The sequence below is a fragment of the Rhodanobacter sp. Root561 genome, assembly GCF_001427365.1.
GTDB lineage: Bacteria > Pseudomonadota > Gammaproteobacteria > Xanthomonadales > Rhodanobacteraceae > Rhodanobacter.
This window is the reverse complement of the sequence record NZ_LMGH01000010.1, coordinates 389,892-405,301: the sequence shown is the minus strand read 5'-3', so window position 1 is coordinate 405,301 and position 15,410 is coordinate 389,892. Positions and strand designations below refer to the sequence as shown.

Annotated in this window: 15 protein-coding genes and 1 tRNA gene; 9 read left to right on the top strand and 7 right to left on the bottom strand. The window is 67.4% G+C overall.

Annotated elements, in window-relative coordinates:
* Window positions 1–33 precede the first annotated feature (33 nt).
* The 3 genes from aqpZ to ASD55_RS08375 all read right to left on the bottom strand — a co-directional run bounded on the left by aqpZ (window position 34) and on the right by ASD55_RS08375 (window position 3,011).
* A complete protein-coding gene (gene aqpZ / locus ASD55_RS08385; protein WP_056765167.1) occupies window positions 34–765 on the bottom strand; it encodes an aquaporin Z in 732 nt (243 codons plus the stop codon).
* 147 nt (window positions 766–912) lie between these two features.
* Window positions 913–2,166, bottom strand: coding sequence for a DUF4785 domain-containing protein (locus tag ASD55_RS08380; protein WP_235577760.1), 1,254 nt, complete (start codon window positions 2,164–2,166; stop codon window positions 913–915).
* Window positions 2,167–2,171: 5 nt separating this feature from the next.
* A complete protein-coding gene (locus tag ASD55_RS08375) occupies window positions 2,172–3,011 on the bottom strand; it encodes a hypothetical protein (protein WP_082542697.1) in 840 nt (279 codons plus the stop codon).
* A 293-nt stretch (window positions 3,012–3,304) separates the two neighbouring features.
* On the opposite strand from ASD55_RS08375, the gene ASD55_RS08370 reads away from it, so the two are divergent.
* Window positions 3,305–4,591, top strand: coding sequence for an MFS transporter (locus ASD55_RS08370; protein WP_056765394.1), 1,287 nt, complete (start codon window positions 3,305–3,307; stop codon window positions 4,589–4,591).
* On the opposite strand, the gene ASD55_RS08365 is transcribed toward ASD55_RS08370, so the two are convergent.
* Both ASD55_RS08365 and sbcB read right to left on the bottom strand, forming a co-directional pair.
* On the bottom strand, window positions 4,588–5,274 hold the full coding sequence (locus ASD55_RS08365) for a DUF2461 domain-containing protein (protein WP_056765164.1): 687 nt from the start codon (window positions 5,272–5,274) through the stop codon (window positions 4,588–4,590). The two genes, ASD55_RS08370 and ASD55_RS08365, sit on opposite strands and share 4 nt — an antisense overlap.
* Before the next feature lie 67 nt (window positions 5,275–5,341).
* Complete coding sequence (sbcB, locus tag ASD55_RS08360) at window positions 5,342–6,787, bottom strand: exodeoxyribonuclease I (protein WP_056765162.1); 1,446 nt, start codon at window positions 6,785–6,787, stop codon at window positions 5,342–5,344.
* A gap of 83 nt (window positions 6,788–6,870) precedes the next feature.
* Here sbcB and orn point away from each other — a divergent pair, with 83 nt between their 5' ends.
* The 4 genes from orn (at window position 6,871) to ASD55_RS08340 (ending at window position 10,824) form a co-directional block, all read left to right on the top strand.
* Window positions 6,871–7,437, top strand: a complete 567-nt coding sequence (gene orn / locus ASD55_RS08355; RefSeq protein ID WP_056719097.1) for an oligoribonuclease — start codon at window positions 6,871–6,873, stop codon at window positions 7,435–7,437.
* A gap of 32 nt (window positions 7,438–7,469) precedes the next feature.
* Window positions 7,470–8,384 (top strand): dihydropteroate synthase, encoded by a 915-nt coding sequence (gene folP, locus ASD55_RS08350; protein ID WP_056765157.1) that lies wholly within the window; start codon window positions 7,470–7,472, stop codon window positions 8,382–8,384.
* A gap of 56 nt (window positions 8,385–8,440) precedes the next feature.
* Complete coding sequence (gene glmM, locus ASD55_RS08345) at window positions 8,441–9,793, top strand: phosphoglucosamine mutase (protein WP_056765152.1); 1,353 nt, start codon at window positions 8,441–8,443, stop codon at window positions 9,791–9,793.
* Between the two features lie 98 nt (window positions 9,794–9,891).
* On the top strand, window positions 9,892–10,824 hold the full coding sequence (locus ASD55_RS08340) for a 2-oxoglutarate and iron-dependent oxygenase domain-containing protein (RefSeq protein WP_056719103.1): 933 nt from the start codon (window positions 9,892–9,894) through the stop codon (window positions 10,822–10,824).
* Window positions 10,825–10,920: 96 nt separating this feature from the next.
* Here ASD55_RS08340 and ASD55_RS08335 read toward each other — a convergent pair whose 3' ends face one another.
* Both ASD55_RS08335 and ASD55_RS08330 read right to left on the bottom strand, forming a co-directional pair.
* Window positions 10,921–11,592 (bottom strand): DUF6445 family protein, encoded by a 672-nt coding sequence (locus ASD55_RS08335; protein ID WP_056765149.1) that lies wholly within the window; start codon window positions 11,590–11,592, stop codon window positions 10,921–10,923.
* Between the two features lie 68 nt (window positions 11,593–11,660).
* A complete protein-coding gene (locus ASD55_RS08330) occupies window positions 11,661–12,467 on the bottom strand; it encodes an SDR family oxidoreductase (protein ID WP_056719107.1) in 807 nt (268 codons plus the stop codon).
* Window positions 12,468–12,595: 128 nt separating this feature from the next.
* On the opposite strand from ASD55_RS08330, the gene tpiA reads away from it, so the two are divergent.
* The 4 genes from tpiA to ASD55_RS08310 all read left to right on the top strand — a co-directional run bounded on the left by tpiA (window position 12,596) and on the right by ASD55_RS08310 (window position 15,330).
* Window positions 12,596–13,363, top strand: coding sequence for a triose-phosphate isomerase (gene tpiA, locus ASD55_RS08325; RefSeq protein ID WP_056765146.1), 768 nt, complete (start codon window positions 12,596–12,598; stop codon window positions 13,361–13,363).
* Window positions 13,364–13,370: 7 nt separating this feature from the next.
* Window positions 13,371–13,832, top strand: a complete 462-nt coding sequence (gene secG / locus ASD55_RS08320) for a preprotein translocase subunit SecG (protein WP_056765143.1) — start codon at window positions 13,371–13,373, stop codon at window positions 13,830–13,832.
* 11 nt (window positions 13,833–13,843) lie between these two features.
* Window positions 13,844–13,928, top strand: a tRNA-Leu gene (locus tag ASD55_RS08315).
* 184 nt (window positions 13,929–14,112) lie between these two features.
* Window positions 14,113–15,330: a tyrosine-type recombinase/integrase gene (locus ASD55_RS08310; protein ID WP_056765140.1), complete on the top strand. Its 1,218-nt coding sequence runs from the start codon at window positions 14,113–14,115 to the stop codon at window positions 15,328–15,330.
* Window positions 15,331–15,410: the final 80 nt, after the last annotated feature.

Sequence of the window (15,410 nt, the reverse complement as noted above, 5' to 3'; positions counted from 1 at the left end):
GCGCGCGACCTTGCTGGCCGCGCGCCGTGCCGCTCAGGCGGTGTCGCCCTTGATCGCCGGCTGCTCCAGCCGGTCGCTCCACAGGTAGCGATAGATCACGCCGCCGACGATGCCGCCGATGATCGGCATGACCCAGAAGAACCACAGCTGATCCAGCGCCCAGCCACCCTGGAAAACCGCCACGCCGGTCGAACGCGCCGGGTTCACCGAGGTGTTGGTGACCGGGATGCTGATCAGGTGGATCAGGGTCAGCGCCAGGCCGATCGCGATGCCGGCGAAACCCACCGGCGCACTCTTGTGCGTGGCGCCCATGATGATGAAGATGAAGAAGCCGGTCATCACCATCTCGCACAGCGCCGCGGCGCCCATCGAATAGCCGCCCGGCGAATGCGCGCCGTAGCCGTTGGAGGCGAAGCCGCTTGTGGCGGCGTCGAAGCCGGGCTTGCCCGAGGCGATCGTGTACAGCACCAGCCCGGCGAGCAGGCCGCCGAGCACCTGCGCGACGATGTACGGAATCACGTCTTTCAGCGGGAAGCGACCGCCGGCGGCAAGACCGCAGGTGACCGCCGGATTGATGTGGCAGCCGGAAATGTGGCCAATCGCGTAGCACATGGTCAGCAGGGTGAGGCCGAACGCGAATGCCACCCCGGCAAAACCGATACCCAGTTGCGGAAAGCCGGCGGCCAGCACGGCGCTGCCGCATCCACCCAGAACCAGCCAGAACGTGCCGAAGAACTCGGCAGCCAGACGCTTGCTCATGTTCATCACGTTTACTCCTGCTGCAAGAGGAAGGAGATGGCCGGCGCGCCCATGTGGATGCCGTGGCAGCTCACGGGCGCACCAGGTCAGGCATATTCGCGCACCGTCCGTCGTGCCGTTTCCGCCGCCGTCCCTGGCGACGGAACGGGTCAGTCAGGGCGTGTCGAAGCGCATCGCCACGGCGCGGCGTTCGAGCAATCCGACCGCCGGCTGATCCTGCAGGCGCAGGTCGTGCAGTTCGTACGGTGCGCCGATGCCCTGCAGGCTGTGCGGGTCGTAGTGCAGGGTCAGCTGGCCCTTGCCGGCCGGCAGCCAGTTGGCCGATTGGGCGAACGCCGCCGGCACCATCCGGCCGTCGGTAGCGCGCCCGTACAGCACCGCCGAGACGGCGTAGCGGCTGGCCGAGACGGCATCCACTCCCAGGCTGATGTCGAGGCCGCGATCGGTGGCGACCGCGGTGCTGGCCAGGCCGCTGAGGCGGGCATCGGGCTGGGCGGCGGCGAACACCGTGGTGGTGTCGCGACGGATCTCGTGCCCGGCGCTGTCGGTGCCTTGCGTGAAGCTGTGCACCTCCCACAGGCCCGGTGTGGTCGGGATGCTGTGCGGACGGACATCGACGGTGAAGCTGCCGTCGGCCTGGCGACGGAAGCTGAGCGGCGTGGTGCTGCCATCGGGTGCGCGCAGCAGGCCGCCCACCGAGCTCAGCGGCAAGGCGCGATCGGCGTCACGCAGGACCACCCGCACCTTGATCGCCTCGCCCAGCAGCAGGTCGTCGCGGTTGCCCTGGGCGGTGACGGCGAACGGGCTCTGCGGCTCGAACACATGCACCACGTAGCGGCCGCGGGCGGAGGCGACCTGCAAGGTGGCCACGCCGCTGCCCAGCTCGGGCTTCAGCCGCATCACCATCGAGGCAGCCGGGACGTCCATGCCGGCGGCGTGCAGCTGGGCGGTGCCGGCGACTTGGCTGCTGGCCGCCGCGGCGCTCAGCGATTGCCGGCCCAGTTGCAGCCGCACGCTGGCCGGGTCCAGCTTGCCGACCGCCTGGTCGCCCGGACTCAGGCGGATGATCGCGCCCGGTGCGGTCAGCGGCAGCTTCAGGCCCTGCTGGAGTTCCGTGGCCGACACGTCGCGCCAGTATTCGCGGCTGCTGCGCGAAAACGCTTGCGGCACCGCTTGCAGCGTGGCGTCCTGCGCCAGCGGCCAGCTCACGCTGACCGGCCGGCGCTCGACATGCATGCGCGTCGCGGCGGCAGATGTGGCGGTCAAGCGGGTGCCGGCGCTGCGTGCCTGCAGGCTGGGCGGAACCATGTCATCAGCTTGCGCCGGCAGCAGCGCGTGGGTGCCGGCCATGGCCGGCGCGGCGGCGAAGATCACCAGCCATGCGCTTGCGAGTATCCCTTTCTTCATGGTGATCATCCCCTGATGTCGTTGGCGAGAATGGACGGCAGGCCGAAGCAGGCACGCCGGCTCTGGTTGTGGTTCAGCACGGAGCCACCGGTGCGCTGGGTGTCGCGGAACCACACGGTGCCGGCCGCCGACGCGCTGGAACATTCGATGAAGCCGTCCGAGCAACTGCTCAACCAGTTCTGGGTGATCTCCAGCCCCACGCTCTGGGTGTAGCCGCCGCAGTAGGCTTGGCTGCTGAACAGGCCCGACACCACGTCCGTGCCCACCACGTCGCGGAACGGCACCGGCAGACCCGGTCGGCCGGACGTGCCCAGCAGGTATTGCTGGTTGTAGGTGGCCATCCAGCCGGTTTGCTGCTGGCGCACGGCGTCGGTCTTGTAGCCGAGCAGCCAGCCCAGCGCCGACTCGAACACGTTGCCGGCCATCACCGCATTGGCCAGCGGCGTGCCGGCACTGGAGGGCGCGATCGCGTCGACCTTGACGATGCGGCTGATGATCGCGGGGTAACGCGCGTCCCAGGTCGGGTTGGACAGGATCCAGCGCATCACGTTGCCGCCGTTGGAGTGGGTGATCACCACCAGCCGATCGATGTGGCGGTTCTGGATGAAGCTGGTGAGCTGGGTGGCCAGGCAGCCGGCGGCGCGGTCGTCCCACATGTACTGGTTGAAGTCGCAGTTGACCACCAGCAGGTTGCTGCGGTCGGTCAGGCCGTTGCGCACGCCTTCGACCATGTCGGATTGCCAGTAGTCGTTGTACGCATCGGTCTGGTTGCCGGTGCCGTGGACCAGGGCCACGCCGGTGGTGGCTGCCTGCGCCGTGGCGCAGCTCAGGGCCAGTGCCAACATCAAGGTTGTACGTCGCACGTTGATCTCTCCCCATCAAGGCGGCGGAATGCCGCGGGCGGAGCCAACCGGGTGCAGCCACAGGTACGCCAAACCCCCTGTGTTGCAGGCAGGCCGACTACAGGTGATGTCCAGGACATCGTCAGGACGTGTCGCCAGATCCCCCCAGACCGTGCGGCACGGTATGGACTCTAGCAGCGCCATACGTGCGCGTCTTGACGCAAGTGCACAACCGCCGCAGCGCCGGTGTGCGCTAAGGTTGCGCGCTTTACGCTTGGGATGCCTGCGTGGTCGAGATGCCTGCCGTTGCTGCCTTGCCCGATCGCGACCGCCTCGACAGGCGCGACGTGAAGACCTTGCTGCTGGCCGCCCTGGGCGGTGCGCTGGAGTTCTACGACTTCGTGGTGTTCGTGTTCTTCGCGATCCCGCTGAGCCAGTTGTTCTTTCCCCACGACACGGCGCCGTGGCTGGCCCAGTTGCAGGTGTTCGGCATCTTTGCCGCGGGTTATCTGGCGCGGCCGCTGGGCGGCATCGTGATGGCGCATTACGGCGACAAGCTGGGGCGCAAGCGCATGTTCACGCTCAGCGTGTTCCTGATGGCGGTGCCCACGCTGGGCATCGGCCTGCTGCCGACCCATGCGCAGATCGGCATGCTGGCGCCACTGCTGTTGCTGCTGCTGCGCGTGGTGCAAGGCATCGCGGTGGGCGGCGAGGTGCCGGGCGCCTGGGTGTTCGTGGCCGAGCACGTGCCTGCGCGACGGGTGGGCTTCGCCTGCGCCAGCCTCACCTCGGGCCTGACCGTCGGCATCCTGATCGGCTCGCTGGTGGCGGCGGCGATCAACAGCCGGCTGACGCCCGCGGCGGTGCTGGACTGGGGCTGGCGCCTGCCGTTCCTGGTCGGCGGCGTATTCGGCTTCTGCGCGGTATGGTTGCGCCGTTGGCTCAGCGAGACGCCGGTGTTCCAGGCGATGCATGCGCGCAGGGAACTGGCCAGCGGCTTGCCATTGCGGCTCGTGTTCGAACGACATCTGCCCAGTGTGTTGCTGTCGATGCTGGTGACGTGGATGCTTACCGCGGCGATCCTGGTGATCATCCTGATGACGCCGTCGATCGTGCAGTCGGCTTTTCATGTTGCTCCCGCGCGGGCGTTCCTGGGCAACAACCTGGCCTCGTTCGCGCTGGCGCTGGGCTGTCTCGGATACGGCTGGCTGGCCGACCGGATCGGTTACGCGCGGACGCTGCTGCTCGGCGCGATCGGCCTGCTGCTGTGCAGCTATGCGCTCTACCTCGACCTGCAGGCCGGCGCCGGGCATTTCCTCGCGCTCTACGCGTTGACCGGACTGGCGGTGGGCGTGGTGGGTGTCGTTCCCGCGCTGATGGTGGCGGCGTTCCCGCCGGCGGTGCGTTTTTCCGGCCTGTCGTTCTCGTACAACATCGCCTATGCGCTGTTCGGCGGCATCACCCCGCCGCTGATCGGCTGGCTGGTGAAGCAGTTCGGCGTGCTGGCGCCGGCGCACTACGTGGCGTTTGCCGCCGTGATCGGGATGATCGTGGCTGCAGGCAGCCGAGGTGACTCCCGCTAGAACTCCAGCTCCTGCGCCGCACACAGATAGTCGACCAGCGGCGCGACGCGCTTGAACGCGGCCACCGTCCACGGCAGCAGTTCGTCGGAGCAGGCCAGCTCTTCGCCAAGCGGCATGGTGGCGACGAAGTCCTTGCGCTTGAGATCGTCGATCAGCTCGTGCGCGGGGTCGTAGCCGCGCGGCGGGCGAACCAGCGATTCGCCGCCCAGTTGCAGGTGTTCGCGGAACGCCTTGCTCTGCGTGGCGCGCTTCCATGCGGCCGGGTTGTCGACCAGGAATTCGCGGATGTGCTTCAACGCGTCCGGTTCCGGATGCCACAGGCCGCCGCCGGCGAAACAGTCGCCCGGCTCGATGTGCAGGTAGAAGCCCGGCGCCTGGATCTCGTGGCGTCGCTCATGGGTGAAGCGCGAGCCCTGCCACGATTTGTACGGCAGCTTGTTGTTCGAGTAGCGGGTGTCGCGATGGATCCGGTACAGCGAGCCGCCGCTCTTGCGCGGATCGGCGCGGTAGTGGCTGCTGATCTTCGCCAGCGGCGCCTGCAGGTCGGTGATCAGTTGCAGGAACGGCTCGCGCACATGGCGCTCGTAGTCGTCCTTGTGCGCGTGGAACCATTCGCGGTTGTTGTTGTTTCCAAGCGAGCGCAGGAAACGGAATGTGGCGGGGGTGAAATAGCTTCTGGACATGGGGGTTCGTCGAGAGGGGAACAGGGCGGGCGATGCCCGCCATCGTGCTGCGGTGGCGGTGTGCGTCTCAGGTATCGCCGAGGCTGTCGGCAAGCTGTTCGCCCCAGGCCTGCAACCGGTCGAGCAGACCCTGCCTGTCCTGCGCCTGCGGATCGCCGCGCAGCTCGGCGATGCGGGCGAAGTAGTCGTCCAGGGTCAACCCGGTCAGCGGCGTGTGCCGGGTCAGTCGTGCCTGGCGGAAGCGCTCCCAGCGGAGGCGTTCGTCGGCATCCAGCGTCTCGGGCCAGTTGCGTGCGCGGTAGCGAAACAGCAGTTCCGGGTAACGCGCGTCGCGAAAAGGAAACGGACGGCTGCCCAGTTCCGCCGGCGGCGTGGCGCGCACCTGGGCGAGCAGGCGCTTGTCCGCGTCGGGCAGGAAGCCGCCGCCGTACAGGGCCAACTCGGGATCTTCAGGCGGCGGCAGTTCGGCGGCACGCTGGAACACCCGGCGCAGCTTTTCGGGCAGGCCGGCGGCGGCGTGCAGCATGTCGCGATGGGCCTGGCAGCGGGGAAGGTCCAGTTGCAGCCGCGTCAGGTCCACGCCCTGCAGCACGGACAATGGCGCCAGCGCCGGCGCGTGGTTCGCGCGCACGGTGCGCAGCGGAATCCGCTCGACGCCCTCGGGCAGGTCGGCGCGCGGGGTGAAGATGCGGTCGGCGATCTCGTCCTCGTCCAGCGCCAGCCATGCGGCCGGATCGGTCGCCAGGTCGTACACGATCACCTCGCCGGCGCGGCTGGGATGGGCGGCCAGCGGCGCGACCACGGTGAGGCAGTGACGGCTGGCCGGATAGCGCGAGGACACGTGCACCAGCGGCGTCATGTTCACCACGTCGAGCAGTTCGAACACCTTCTGCTTGCGCCGCAGCGCGTAGTGCCAGTCCCACAGCCGCGGCTGGCGCACCCGGATCAGCCGGGCCAGGTCGATCAGCGCGTAGACGTCGGACAGCGCGTCATGGGCACGTTCCTGGTTCAGTCCGTTGGCGCGCGCGAGGTGCTCCAGTTTGAAGCTGGGCGAACCGTCCTCGCGCGTCGGCCACACAATGCCCTCGGGGCGCAGCGCCTGGCACATGCGCACCAAGTCGATCAGGTCCCAGCGCGAATTGCCGTTCTCCCACTCGCGGCCGTAGGGCTCGTGGAAGTTGCGGTACAGCATCTGGCGGGTGAACTCGTCGTCGAAGCGCAGCGAGTTGTAGCCCACGCCACAGGTGCCCGGCCGGGCCAGCTCTTCATGCACGCGGGCCGCGAAGTCGGCCTCGTTGACGCCGTCGAGTTCGGCCTGTTGCGGCGTGATGCCGGTGATCATGCAGGCGTCGGGGTGCGGCGGCATCTCCCGTGGCGGCTTGCCGTAGAACATCACCGGTTCGCCGATGATCTCCAGCGCCATGCTGGTGCGGATGCCGGCGAACTGCAGCGGCCGGTCCCGGCGCGGGTCGGCGCCGGAGGTTTCGTAGTCATGCCAGAAGAAGGTCTGCATCCGGCGATGATCGCATGGCGCCGTGCCTTGCCGGCATGGCGAGGTCGGCAAGGCTGATAAACTCCCCCGCACAAGGAGAACCCATGAGCCAAGCCCACGAAGAAAACCTGATCTGGATCGATCTGGAGATGACCGGCCTCGACACCGACAACGACTCGATTCTGGAGATCGCCACGGTGGTTACCGACAAGGAACTGAACGTGCTGGCCGACGGGCCGGTGTTTGCGATCCGCCACGAGATCGATCAGCTGGAGTCGATGGACAGCTGGAACACCAACCAGCACCACAAGTCCGGCCTGTGGCGGCAGGTGTTGATCTCGGAAACCGACCACGCGATGGCCGAGCAGGCCACCGTGGAATTCCTGCGCGCCTGGGTGCCGCCGGGCAAGTCGCCGATGTGCGGCAACTCGATCTGCCAGGATCGCCGTTTCATGCACCGGCAGATGCCGCGGCTGGAGCGCTACTTCCACTACCGCAACCTGGACGTGTCCACGCTGAAGGAACTGGCGCGGCGCTGGGCGCCGGAGATTGCCAAGGGCGTGGGCAAGGAGTCGGCGCATACGGCGCTGTCCGACATCCGCGACTCCATCGCCGAACTGCGCCATTACCGCCGTTTCATGGGCGAGCTGGGCGGCAAGGTCGGTGCCTGAGTGGCACATCGCTGATTGCATCTGACGAGGCCATGAGCATGTCGAACGACTTGTTTGCCACGGTGCTGGACTGTGCCGGACGTCCGCTGCGGCTGGATCGCGCCCGGGTAGTCGGCATCCTCAACGTCACCCCCGATTCGTTCTCCGACGGCGGCCTGCATGACAGCGTGGACGCTGCCGTGGCGCATGGCGTGCGCATGGCGGAGGAGGGCGCCGACATGCTGGACGTCGGCGGCCAGTCGACCCGGCCGGGCGCAGCCGAGGTTTCGCTGGAAGAGGAACTGCAACGCGTGGTGCCGGTCGTCGAACAGCTGGTGGCGCGCACCTCGCTGCCGATCGCCGTCGACACCTCGCGGCCCGAGGTGATGCGTGCCGCGGTCGCCGCCGGCGCCGGCATGATCAACGACGTCTACGCGCTGCGCCGCGATGGCGCGATGGACGCGGTTGCCGAACTGGGCGTGCCGGTGTGCCTGATGCACATGCAGGGCGAGCCGCGCAGCATGCAGGACGAGCCGCATTACGACGACGTGGTCGGCGAGGTGCATCGCTTCCTCACCGATCGGCTGTTCGCCTGCGAGCTGGCCGGCATCGATCGCCGCAAGGTGCTGGTCGATCCCGGCTTCGGCTTCGGCAAGACGCTGGAGCACAACCTGGCCCTGCTGTCGGCGCTGGAACAGTTCGCCAGCCTGGGCAGTGGCGTCTACGCCGGCTTGTCGCGCAAGTCGATGATCGGCACGCTGACCGGTCGCAGCGTGCCGGGCGAGCGCCAGGCGGGCTCCGTGGCGGCCGCGCTGATCGCCGTTCAGCGCGGAGCACGCATGGTTCGCGTACATGACGTGGCGGCGACCGTGGACGCGCTGGCAGTATGGCGGGGCGTGCATGCGGTGGACGCCGTGCCCCGGCGCAGTGCGTCGCCGGCGGCGCCGCGCTGGCCCGACGACGATTGAATGACGCGCCGGCGAGCCGGCTGCGTTCCCGCAAGACACCCGAGATCCCCACAACGATGAATCAACGCAAATACTTCGGCACCGATGGCATTCGTGGCCTGGTCGGACAATGGCCGATCAGCGCCGACTTCATGCTGCAGCTGGGCCGCGCCGTCGGCAGCGTGCTGGCGCGTGAGCGGAAGGATCGTCCCAAGGTGCTGATCGGCAAGGACACCCGCATCTCGGGCTACATGTTCGAATCGGCGCTGGAAGCCGGGCTGGTGGCGGCTGGTGCCGACGTAGGCCTGCTCGGTCCGATGCCGACGCCGGCGGTGGCCTACCTGACCCGCTCGATGCGTGCCCAGGCCGGCATCGTGATCAGCGCCTCGCACAACCCGCACCACGACAACGGCATCAAGTTCTTTTCGGCCAATGGCGAGAAGCTGTCCGACGAAGTCGAGCTGGCGATCGAGCAGGAAGTCGATGCGGCGTTCGTCACGGTGGCCTCCGAACGGCTCGGCAAGGCCCGCCGCATCGACGACGCGGTGTCCCGCTACGCCGAGTATTGCAAGACCACGGTGGCAGAGGACTTCAGCCTGCACGGGCTGAAGCTGGTGCTCGACTGCGCCCATGGCGCGACCTACCAGGTGGCGCCCAAGGTGTTCGCCGAACTGGGCGCCGAGGTGATCGCCATCGGCGACAAGCCGGACGGCTTCAACATCAATCGCGATGTCGGCTCGACCCATCCGCAGGCCTTGCAGCAGGCGGTGCTGGCCCACGGTGCCGATCTCGGCATCGCCTTCGATGGCGACGGCGACCGGGTGCAGCTGGTCGACCGCCACGGCGCACTCGCCGACGGCGACGACATCCTCTACGTGCTGGCGCGCAGCTGGCACGCGCACGGCGCGCTGAACGGCCCGGTGGTCGGCACCCTGATGAGCAACTACGGCCTGCAGCTGGCGCTGGCCAAACTCGACGTGCCGCTGATTCGGGCCAACGTCGGCGATCGCTACGTGATGCAGCAGTTGCGCCAGCACGAAGGCGTGCTCGGCGGCGAGACCTCCGGCCACATCCTGTGCCTGGATCGGGCCACCACCGGCGACGGCATCGTCGCCGCGCTGGCCGTGCTGGAGGCATTGGCGCGTTCGGGCGAGGATCTCGCCACGGCGCGGCAGGGGCTGCAGAAAATGCCCCAGGTGATGCTGAACGTGCGCGCCGTGGGCGCCCGTCGTTCGCTCGCCAGCGACGAGGTCAAGCAGGCTCTGGCCGAAGTGGAGCGGGTGCTGCAGGGTCGCGGTCGCGTAGTGCTGCGCGCCTCGGGCACCGAGCCGCTGGTGCGGGTCACCGTGGAAGGCGCCGACGCAGCGGAAGTGCAACAGCTGGCAGAGAAGCTCGCGGCAACGGTAAAATCCGCAGCCGAACGCTCGTGAACCTGTAGCAGCACCGGGTCGCCATGGATTGGCCCGACGTGCCCCGCCCCTGCGGTGGCGGATCATCCGACCGCACGCCCAACCTGGTGACTACAGCCATGAAGAATGTTCCAACCCTCGACATCCGCCGTTACGACACGGAGCGCGATGCCTTCGTCGCCGAGCTCGGCGCGGCCTATCGCGAATTCGGTTTCTGCTGCATCAGCGGCCACGGCATTCCGCGCGAACTGATCGACGGCTCGTACGACGTGTTCCAGCGCTTCTTCGCGTTGCCCACCGAAACCAAGATGAAGTACCACCTCGCCGGCAGCGGCGGCGCGCGCGGCTACACGCCGTTCAAGGTGGAGACGGCCAAGGACAGCCAGTACGCCGACTTGAAGGAGTTCTGGCATGTCGGCCGCGAGATTCCGCGCGACTCGAAATTCGCCGACGTGATGCCGCCCAACGTGTGGCCCAGCGAAGTGCCGGACTTCAAGCAGTACGGCTATGGCCTGTACGAGGCGCTGGACCAGCTGGGCACGCGCGTGTTGCGTGCGCTGGCCCTGCACATCGGCGAGGCGGAAAACTTCTTCGAGGACAAGACCGACGTCGGCAACTCGATCCTGCGGCCGATCCACTATCCACCGATCACCCAGGACAACATTCCCAACGTGCGCGCCGGTGCGCACGAGGACATCAACTTCATCACCCTGCTGGTCGGCGCCAGCGCCGAGGGCCTGGAAGTGCTGAGCCACGGCGAGTGGCTGCCGATCACCACCGAGGGCGACGCGATCGTGGTGAACATCGGCGACATGCTGCAGCGCCTGAGCAACCACGTGTATCCGTCGACCTCGCACCGGGTGGTCAACCCGCAGAACGAGAACGCGCGCAAGCCGCGTTATTCGGTGCCGTTCTTCCTGCACCCGAACCCGGACGTGGTGCTGGACCCGCTGGACTCCTGCATCACGCCGGACAACCCGCGCCGCTACGACACCTCCATCACCTCGCACGAATACCTGCTGCAGCGGCTGCGCGAGATCAAGCTGATCTGATCAGCTTGTTTCCTCCCGCGCGCGAACGCGTGCCCCCGGTTTCCTTCCCCCGCCCGCGGGGGAAGGTGGCCGCAGGCCGGATGGGGGTGCTGCTCCTCACGCCATCCAGAAGAACACCGCCGTCATCCGCTTGGCCGCCAGCTCCTGCCCCCAGTACGCACTCGCGCTGTGGATCAGATTGGCCTTGTAGACCAGCAGCCGGTTGCAGCGATGATCCACCCGCACGTCCTCGACAAAGGCGTTCGGCTGGACGAAGCGATTGCCCAGGGCCTCGGCCAGATTCCGATGCGGCGGCATCACGATGTTCCCGCCCAGCTGGCCCCCGGGCATGCGCTGGCGAAAGAAGCTCGTGCCGCAGTGTGCCGGCACGTCGGGATTCAGATAGAGCACCGCCGCGTAGCGGCACAGATTCGTCGAGTCGGTGTGCGGCTTGACCGAGCCCTCGACCGAGCCGACCACCTGCACGCAGTTGTGGTTGAGCCGCAGGCCGGCCTCGGTCTGCTCGACCCAGAGTTTCTTCGCTCCGGTCAGCTCGCATACCCGCTTGTCCAGCGCGGCCAGTTCGTCGTCCAGCAAGGCGGGAATCGCCCGCATTCCCGGCCATACCTCGCCGGTGTACGGATAGCCCATTTCCCAATCGGTCTTGGCCAGGCAGCGCGCGCGCACCTCGTCGGCATTCGGCAGCACGTCGTCGACCACCCAGTAATCGCGGCCTTCGACGGGCTTGCGGTAGGGCAACGGTCGCATCTGGGTGGGAAACAGTGACATGGTGAGAAGCCGGTGGCGAGCGTGGGTTCAACAATAAGGGACGGCGCGGAGCGTGCCTGCGTACCGGTCTAGACCTGGGTATTCCGGTAACGCTTCGACTCCCGTGCCGAGAGCCACATGGCCAGTCGGTCCGGCATCAGCTGGACGACCCGCTTGATGGTCCGGTTGACCCGACCGGGGATGTACACGGCATCACCGCGCTCGACGGCAGCGATGCCCTGGCGCACCACTTCCCCCGCGGTGAGCCACATGAAGCCGGGCAGCTTGTTCATCTTGTCGCGAGTGCCGGTGACGTCGTGGAATTCGGACCAGGTGAAGCCGGGGCACAAGGCGCTGACGTGCACTCCGGCGGCCTGGTTCTCCAGGCAAAGCGATTGCGAGAACTTGATGAGATAGGCCTTGCTGGCCGCGTACAAGGTGTGTCCCGCCGGACCCGGAACATGGCCGGCCAGGGAGGCGACGTTGATGATGCGGCCGTGGCCGCGCTCGCGCATGCCGGGCAGCACCCGCCAGGCCAGTTCGGTGGGTGCGGTCATCAGCACCTGAAGAAAGTCGGCATGGGTCTTCCAGTCGTTGGCAACGAAGGTGCCCGGCACGCCGTAGCCGGCATTGTTGATCAGCCAGTTCACCTGCAGGCCGCGTTGCTCCAGCCCTTCGCACAACCGCTGTGGCGTCGATGGATCGGTAAGGTCGAAGGGCAGCACGGTGATGTCGACGGCGTGGGCTGCGCGCAGTTCGACGGCGAGCGCTTCCATCCGTTCGGTGCGGCGGGCGGTGAGCACCAGGTCGTGACCCAGGGCCGCGAGCTGGCGGGCGAACTCGGCGCCAATGCCGGAAGAAGCGCCGGTGATCAGGCTGAGCGGGCGACGGGTCATCGTGCGTGGTTCCTGCGGAGGGATCGTCATTCTTGACTGCACGGGTCGGGCGACGCCAGTGGCAGGTGCGTTTGCCGTTCCTCCGACCCCTCGGTAAGCTTGCGGTTTGATCGCAGCAGAAGCAGACCATGCGCAAGAAATTCGTCGCCGGCAACTGGAAGATGCATGGCAGTCGCTCGATGGCCAAGGCTCTCGTGGCGGACATCGCCGCCGACATGCCGGGCGATATCGATGTCGCCGTGTTTCCGCCGTTCCCCTACGTGGCCGAGCTGGCCACGCAGCAGGCCGATTCCGGCTTGCGGGTCGGTGCGCAGGACGTCAGTGCACACGAGGGGCATGGCGCATATACCGGCGAAGTGTCGGCCGCGATGCTGGCCGACATCGGCGCGCGATGGGTACTGGTCGGCCATTCGGAACGTCGCCAGTACCACCATGAAAGCGACGAGCTGGTGGCGCAGAAATTTGCCGCGGCCCGTGCCGGCGGCCTGACCCCGATCCTCTGTGTGGGTGAAACACTGGAACAGCGCGAAGCAGGCGAGACCGAGGCGGTGATCGCACGCCAGCTGCATGCCGTGCTCGCGCTCAATGGCGTGGCCAGTTTCGACACCGCGGTCATCGCCTATGAACCGGTCTGGGCGATCGGCACCGGCCGGACCGCGAGCCCGGAGCAGGCGCAGCAGGTGCACGCCTTCATCCGTAGCCAACTGGAAAAAGAAGATGTTATGATTGCCCGTCTGACCCGACTGCTTTACGGCGGCAGCGTCAAGGCGGCCAACGCCGCTGAATTGTTCGCGCAGGCGGACGTGGATGGGGGTCTGATCGGTGGGGCCTCCCTGACTGCATCCGACTTCCTTGGAATCTGCGCCGCGGCGCATCAGGCGTCACAGGCTCAATAGAAACCTTATGTTCGTCATTTTCAGCGTGTTCTACATTCTGATCGCAGCGGCGATGATCGTGCTGATCCTGCTGCAGAACGGAGCGGGCGCCGACGCCGGTTCCGGTTTCGGCGGCGGTGCCTCGGCCACGGTTTTCGGCGCGCGCGGTTCGTCCACGTTCCTGACCCGTGCCACGGGCGTGCTCGCCGGCCTGTTCTTCCTGCTCAGCCTGGCCATGGGCGTGTATCTGAATGACAACGGCGCACCCAAGGCCAAGGCACAGGATCTTGGCGTGATGTCGTCGCTGTCCGAGCAGCCGGCAGCCACCAACGCGGCCCCGGCCAAGCCTGCCGCGGGCTCGGAAGTTCCGGCAGCCGTACCTGCTTCAACCAGCAACGCCGTACCGGCAGCTCCGCCGGCGGCAACCCCCGCTCCGACCCAGGGTCAGGGCGAGGTGCCGGCAGCCACCGAGCCGCCGGTCAAGCACTAAGCAACACACCTGCCCAGGTGGCGGAACTGGTAGACGCACTACCTTGAGGTGGTAGCGACGCAAGTCGTAGGGGTTCGAGTCCCCTCTTGGGCACCATTACACCGTTTCAGGACGTCCCATAGAGTCCGAAAAACACAACGAAACCCGCTACTTGGCGGGTTTTTTTGTGCCTGATCGTCCGATTGCGTCCTATGTAGACCCATTGCATCCGGCGAGTAACGTGAGTAACTTTGGGAGTAACAGGGCCGGATGGCCGGTTACTCACGGCGGGGTTACTCACATGCTGACCGAGATCAAGCTGCGCTCCCTGCGCCCCCGCAGCGCGCTGTACCGGGTGGCCGACGGCAACGGGCTGGCGGTGGAGGTGCCGATCTCCGGGGCGCTGCGCTGGCGCTACCGCTACCGGTTCGACGGCAAGGCCAAGATGCTGAGCCTGGGCACCTACCCGAGCGTGACGCTGGCGCAAGCCCGGCTGAGCCGCGACGCGGCCCGGGCACAAGTCGCCCAAGGCGTCGACCCCAGTGCCGAACGGCTGGCCAGCAAGGAGGCGAGGGTGGAAGCCGCGGCTCCGGTCCAGACCTTCCGCCTGGTTGGCGAGCAGTGGATGGCGCGGCAGGACGTGGCCGAGATCACCGCGGCGAAGTCCCGCTGGGTCCTGGAATCGTTCCTGTACCCGGATCTCGGCACCCGGCCGATCGGCGAGATCACCTCGCGCGAGCTGCTGGACACCCTGCGCAAGGTCGAGGCCACCGGCAAGCTGGAAACCGCCAAGCGGGCCAAGGTCAAGGCGGGGCAGGTGTTCCGGTACGCCATCCTTGAAGGGATCACCGACAACGACCCGACCGGCAGCCTGCGCGGCGCACTGAAGTCGCCCAAGGTGAAACACCATGCCGCCCTCGTCGACCCGGCCAAGGTCGGCGAGCTGCTGCGCGCGATCGACGGCTTCACCGGCCAGTACGTGACCCTCTGCGCCTTGAAGCTGGCCCCGCTGCTGTTCGTGCGCCCGGGCGAGCTGCGGCAGGCCGAATGGGCCGAGTTCGATCTGGACGAAGCGATGTGGCGCATCCCCGGCGCGCGCATGAAGATGAAGGCCGCGCACCTGGTGCCTCTGTCCACTCAGGCGGTGACGATTCTGCGCGAGCTGCAGACCTTCACTGGCGATGGCCGCTACGTGTTCCCGGGCCTGCGCACCGCCAGCCGCCCCATGAGCGAGAACACCATCAACGCCGCGCTGCGCCGGCTGGGTTACTCCGGCGAGGAAATGACCGGTCACGGCTTCCGCGGCATGGCAGCGACGCGGCTCAACGAAATGGGCTGGAAGCCGGACGCGATCGAGCGCCAGCTGGCCCATGCGGAATCGAACAAGGTGCGCGAGGCCTACACGCACGCTGCGCAGTACCTGGACGAGCGCACCCGCATGATGCAGGCGTGGGCGGATTATCTGGATGGATTGAAGGCAGGCGGCAAGGTTGTCGCCATCAATCGCAAGGCTGGCTGAGTCGCACGCGATGCGACGCCAGCATGAAGAATCGGGCATGGCCCGGTAAGCGGCGGAACCGGGTGTTACGAGCACCCGGC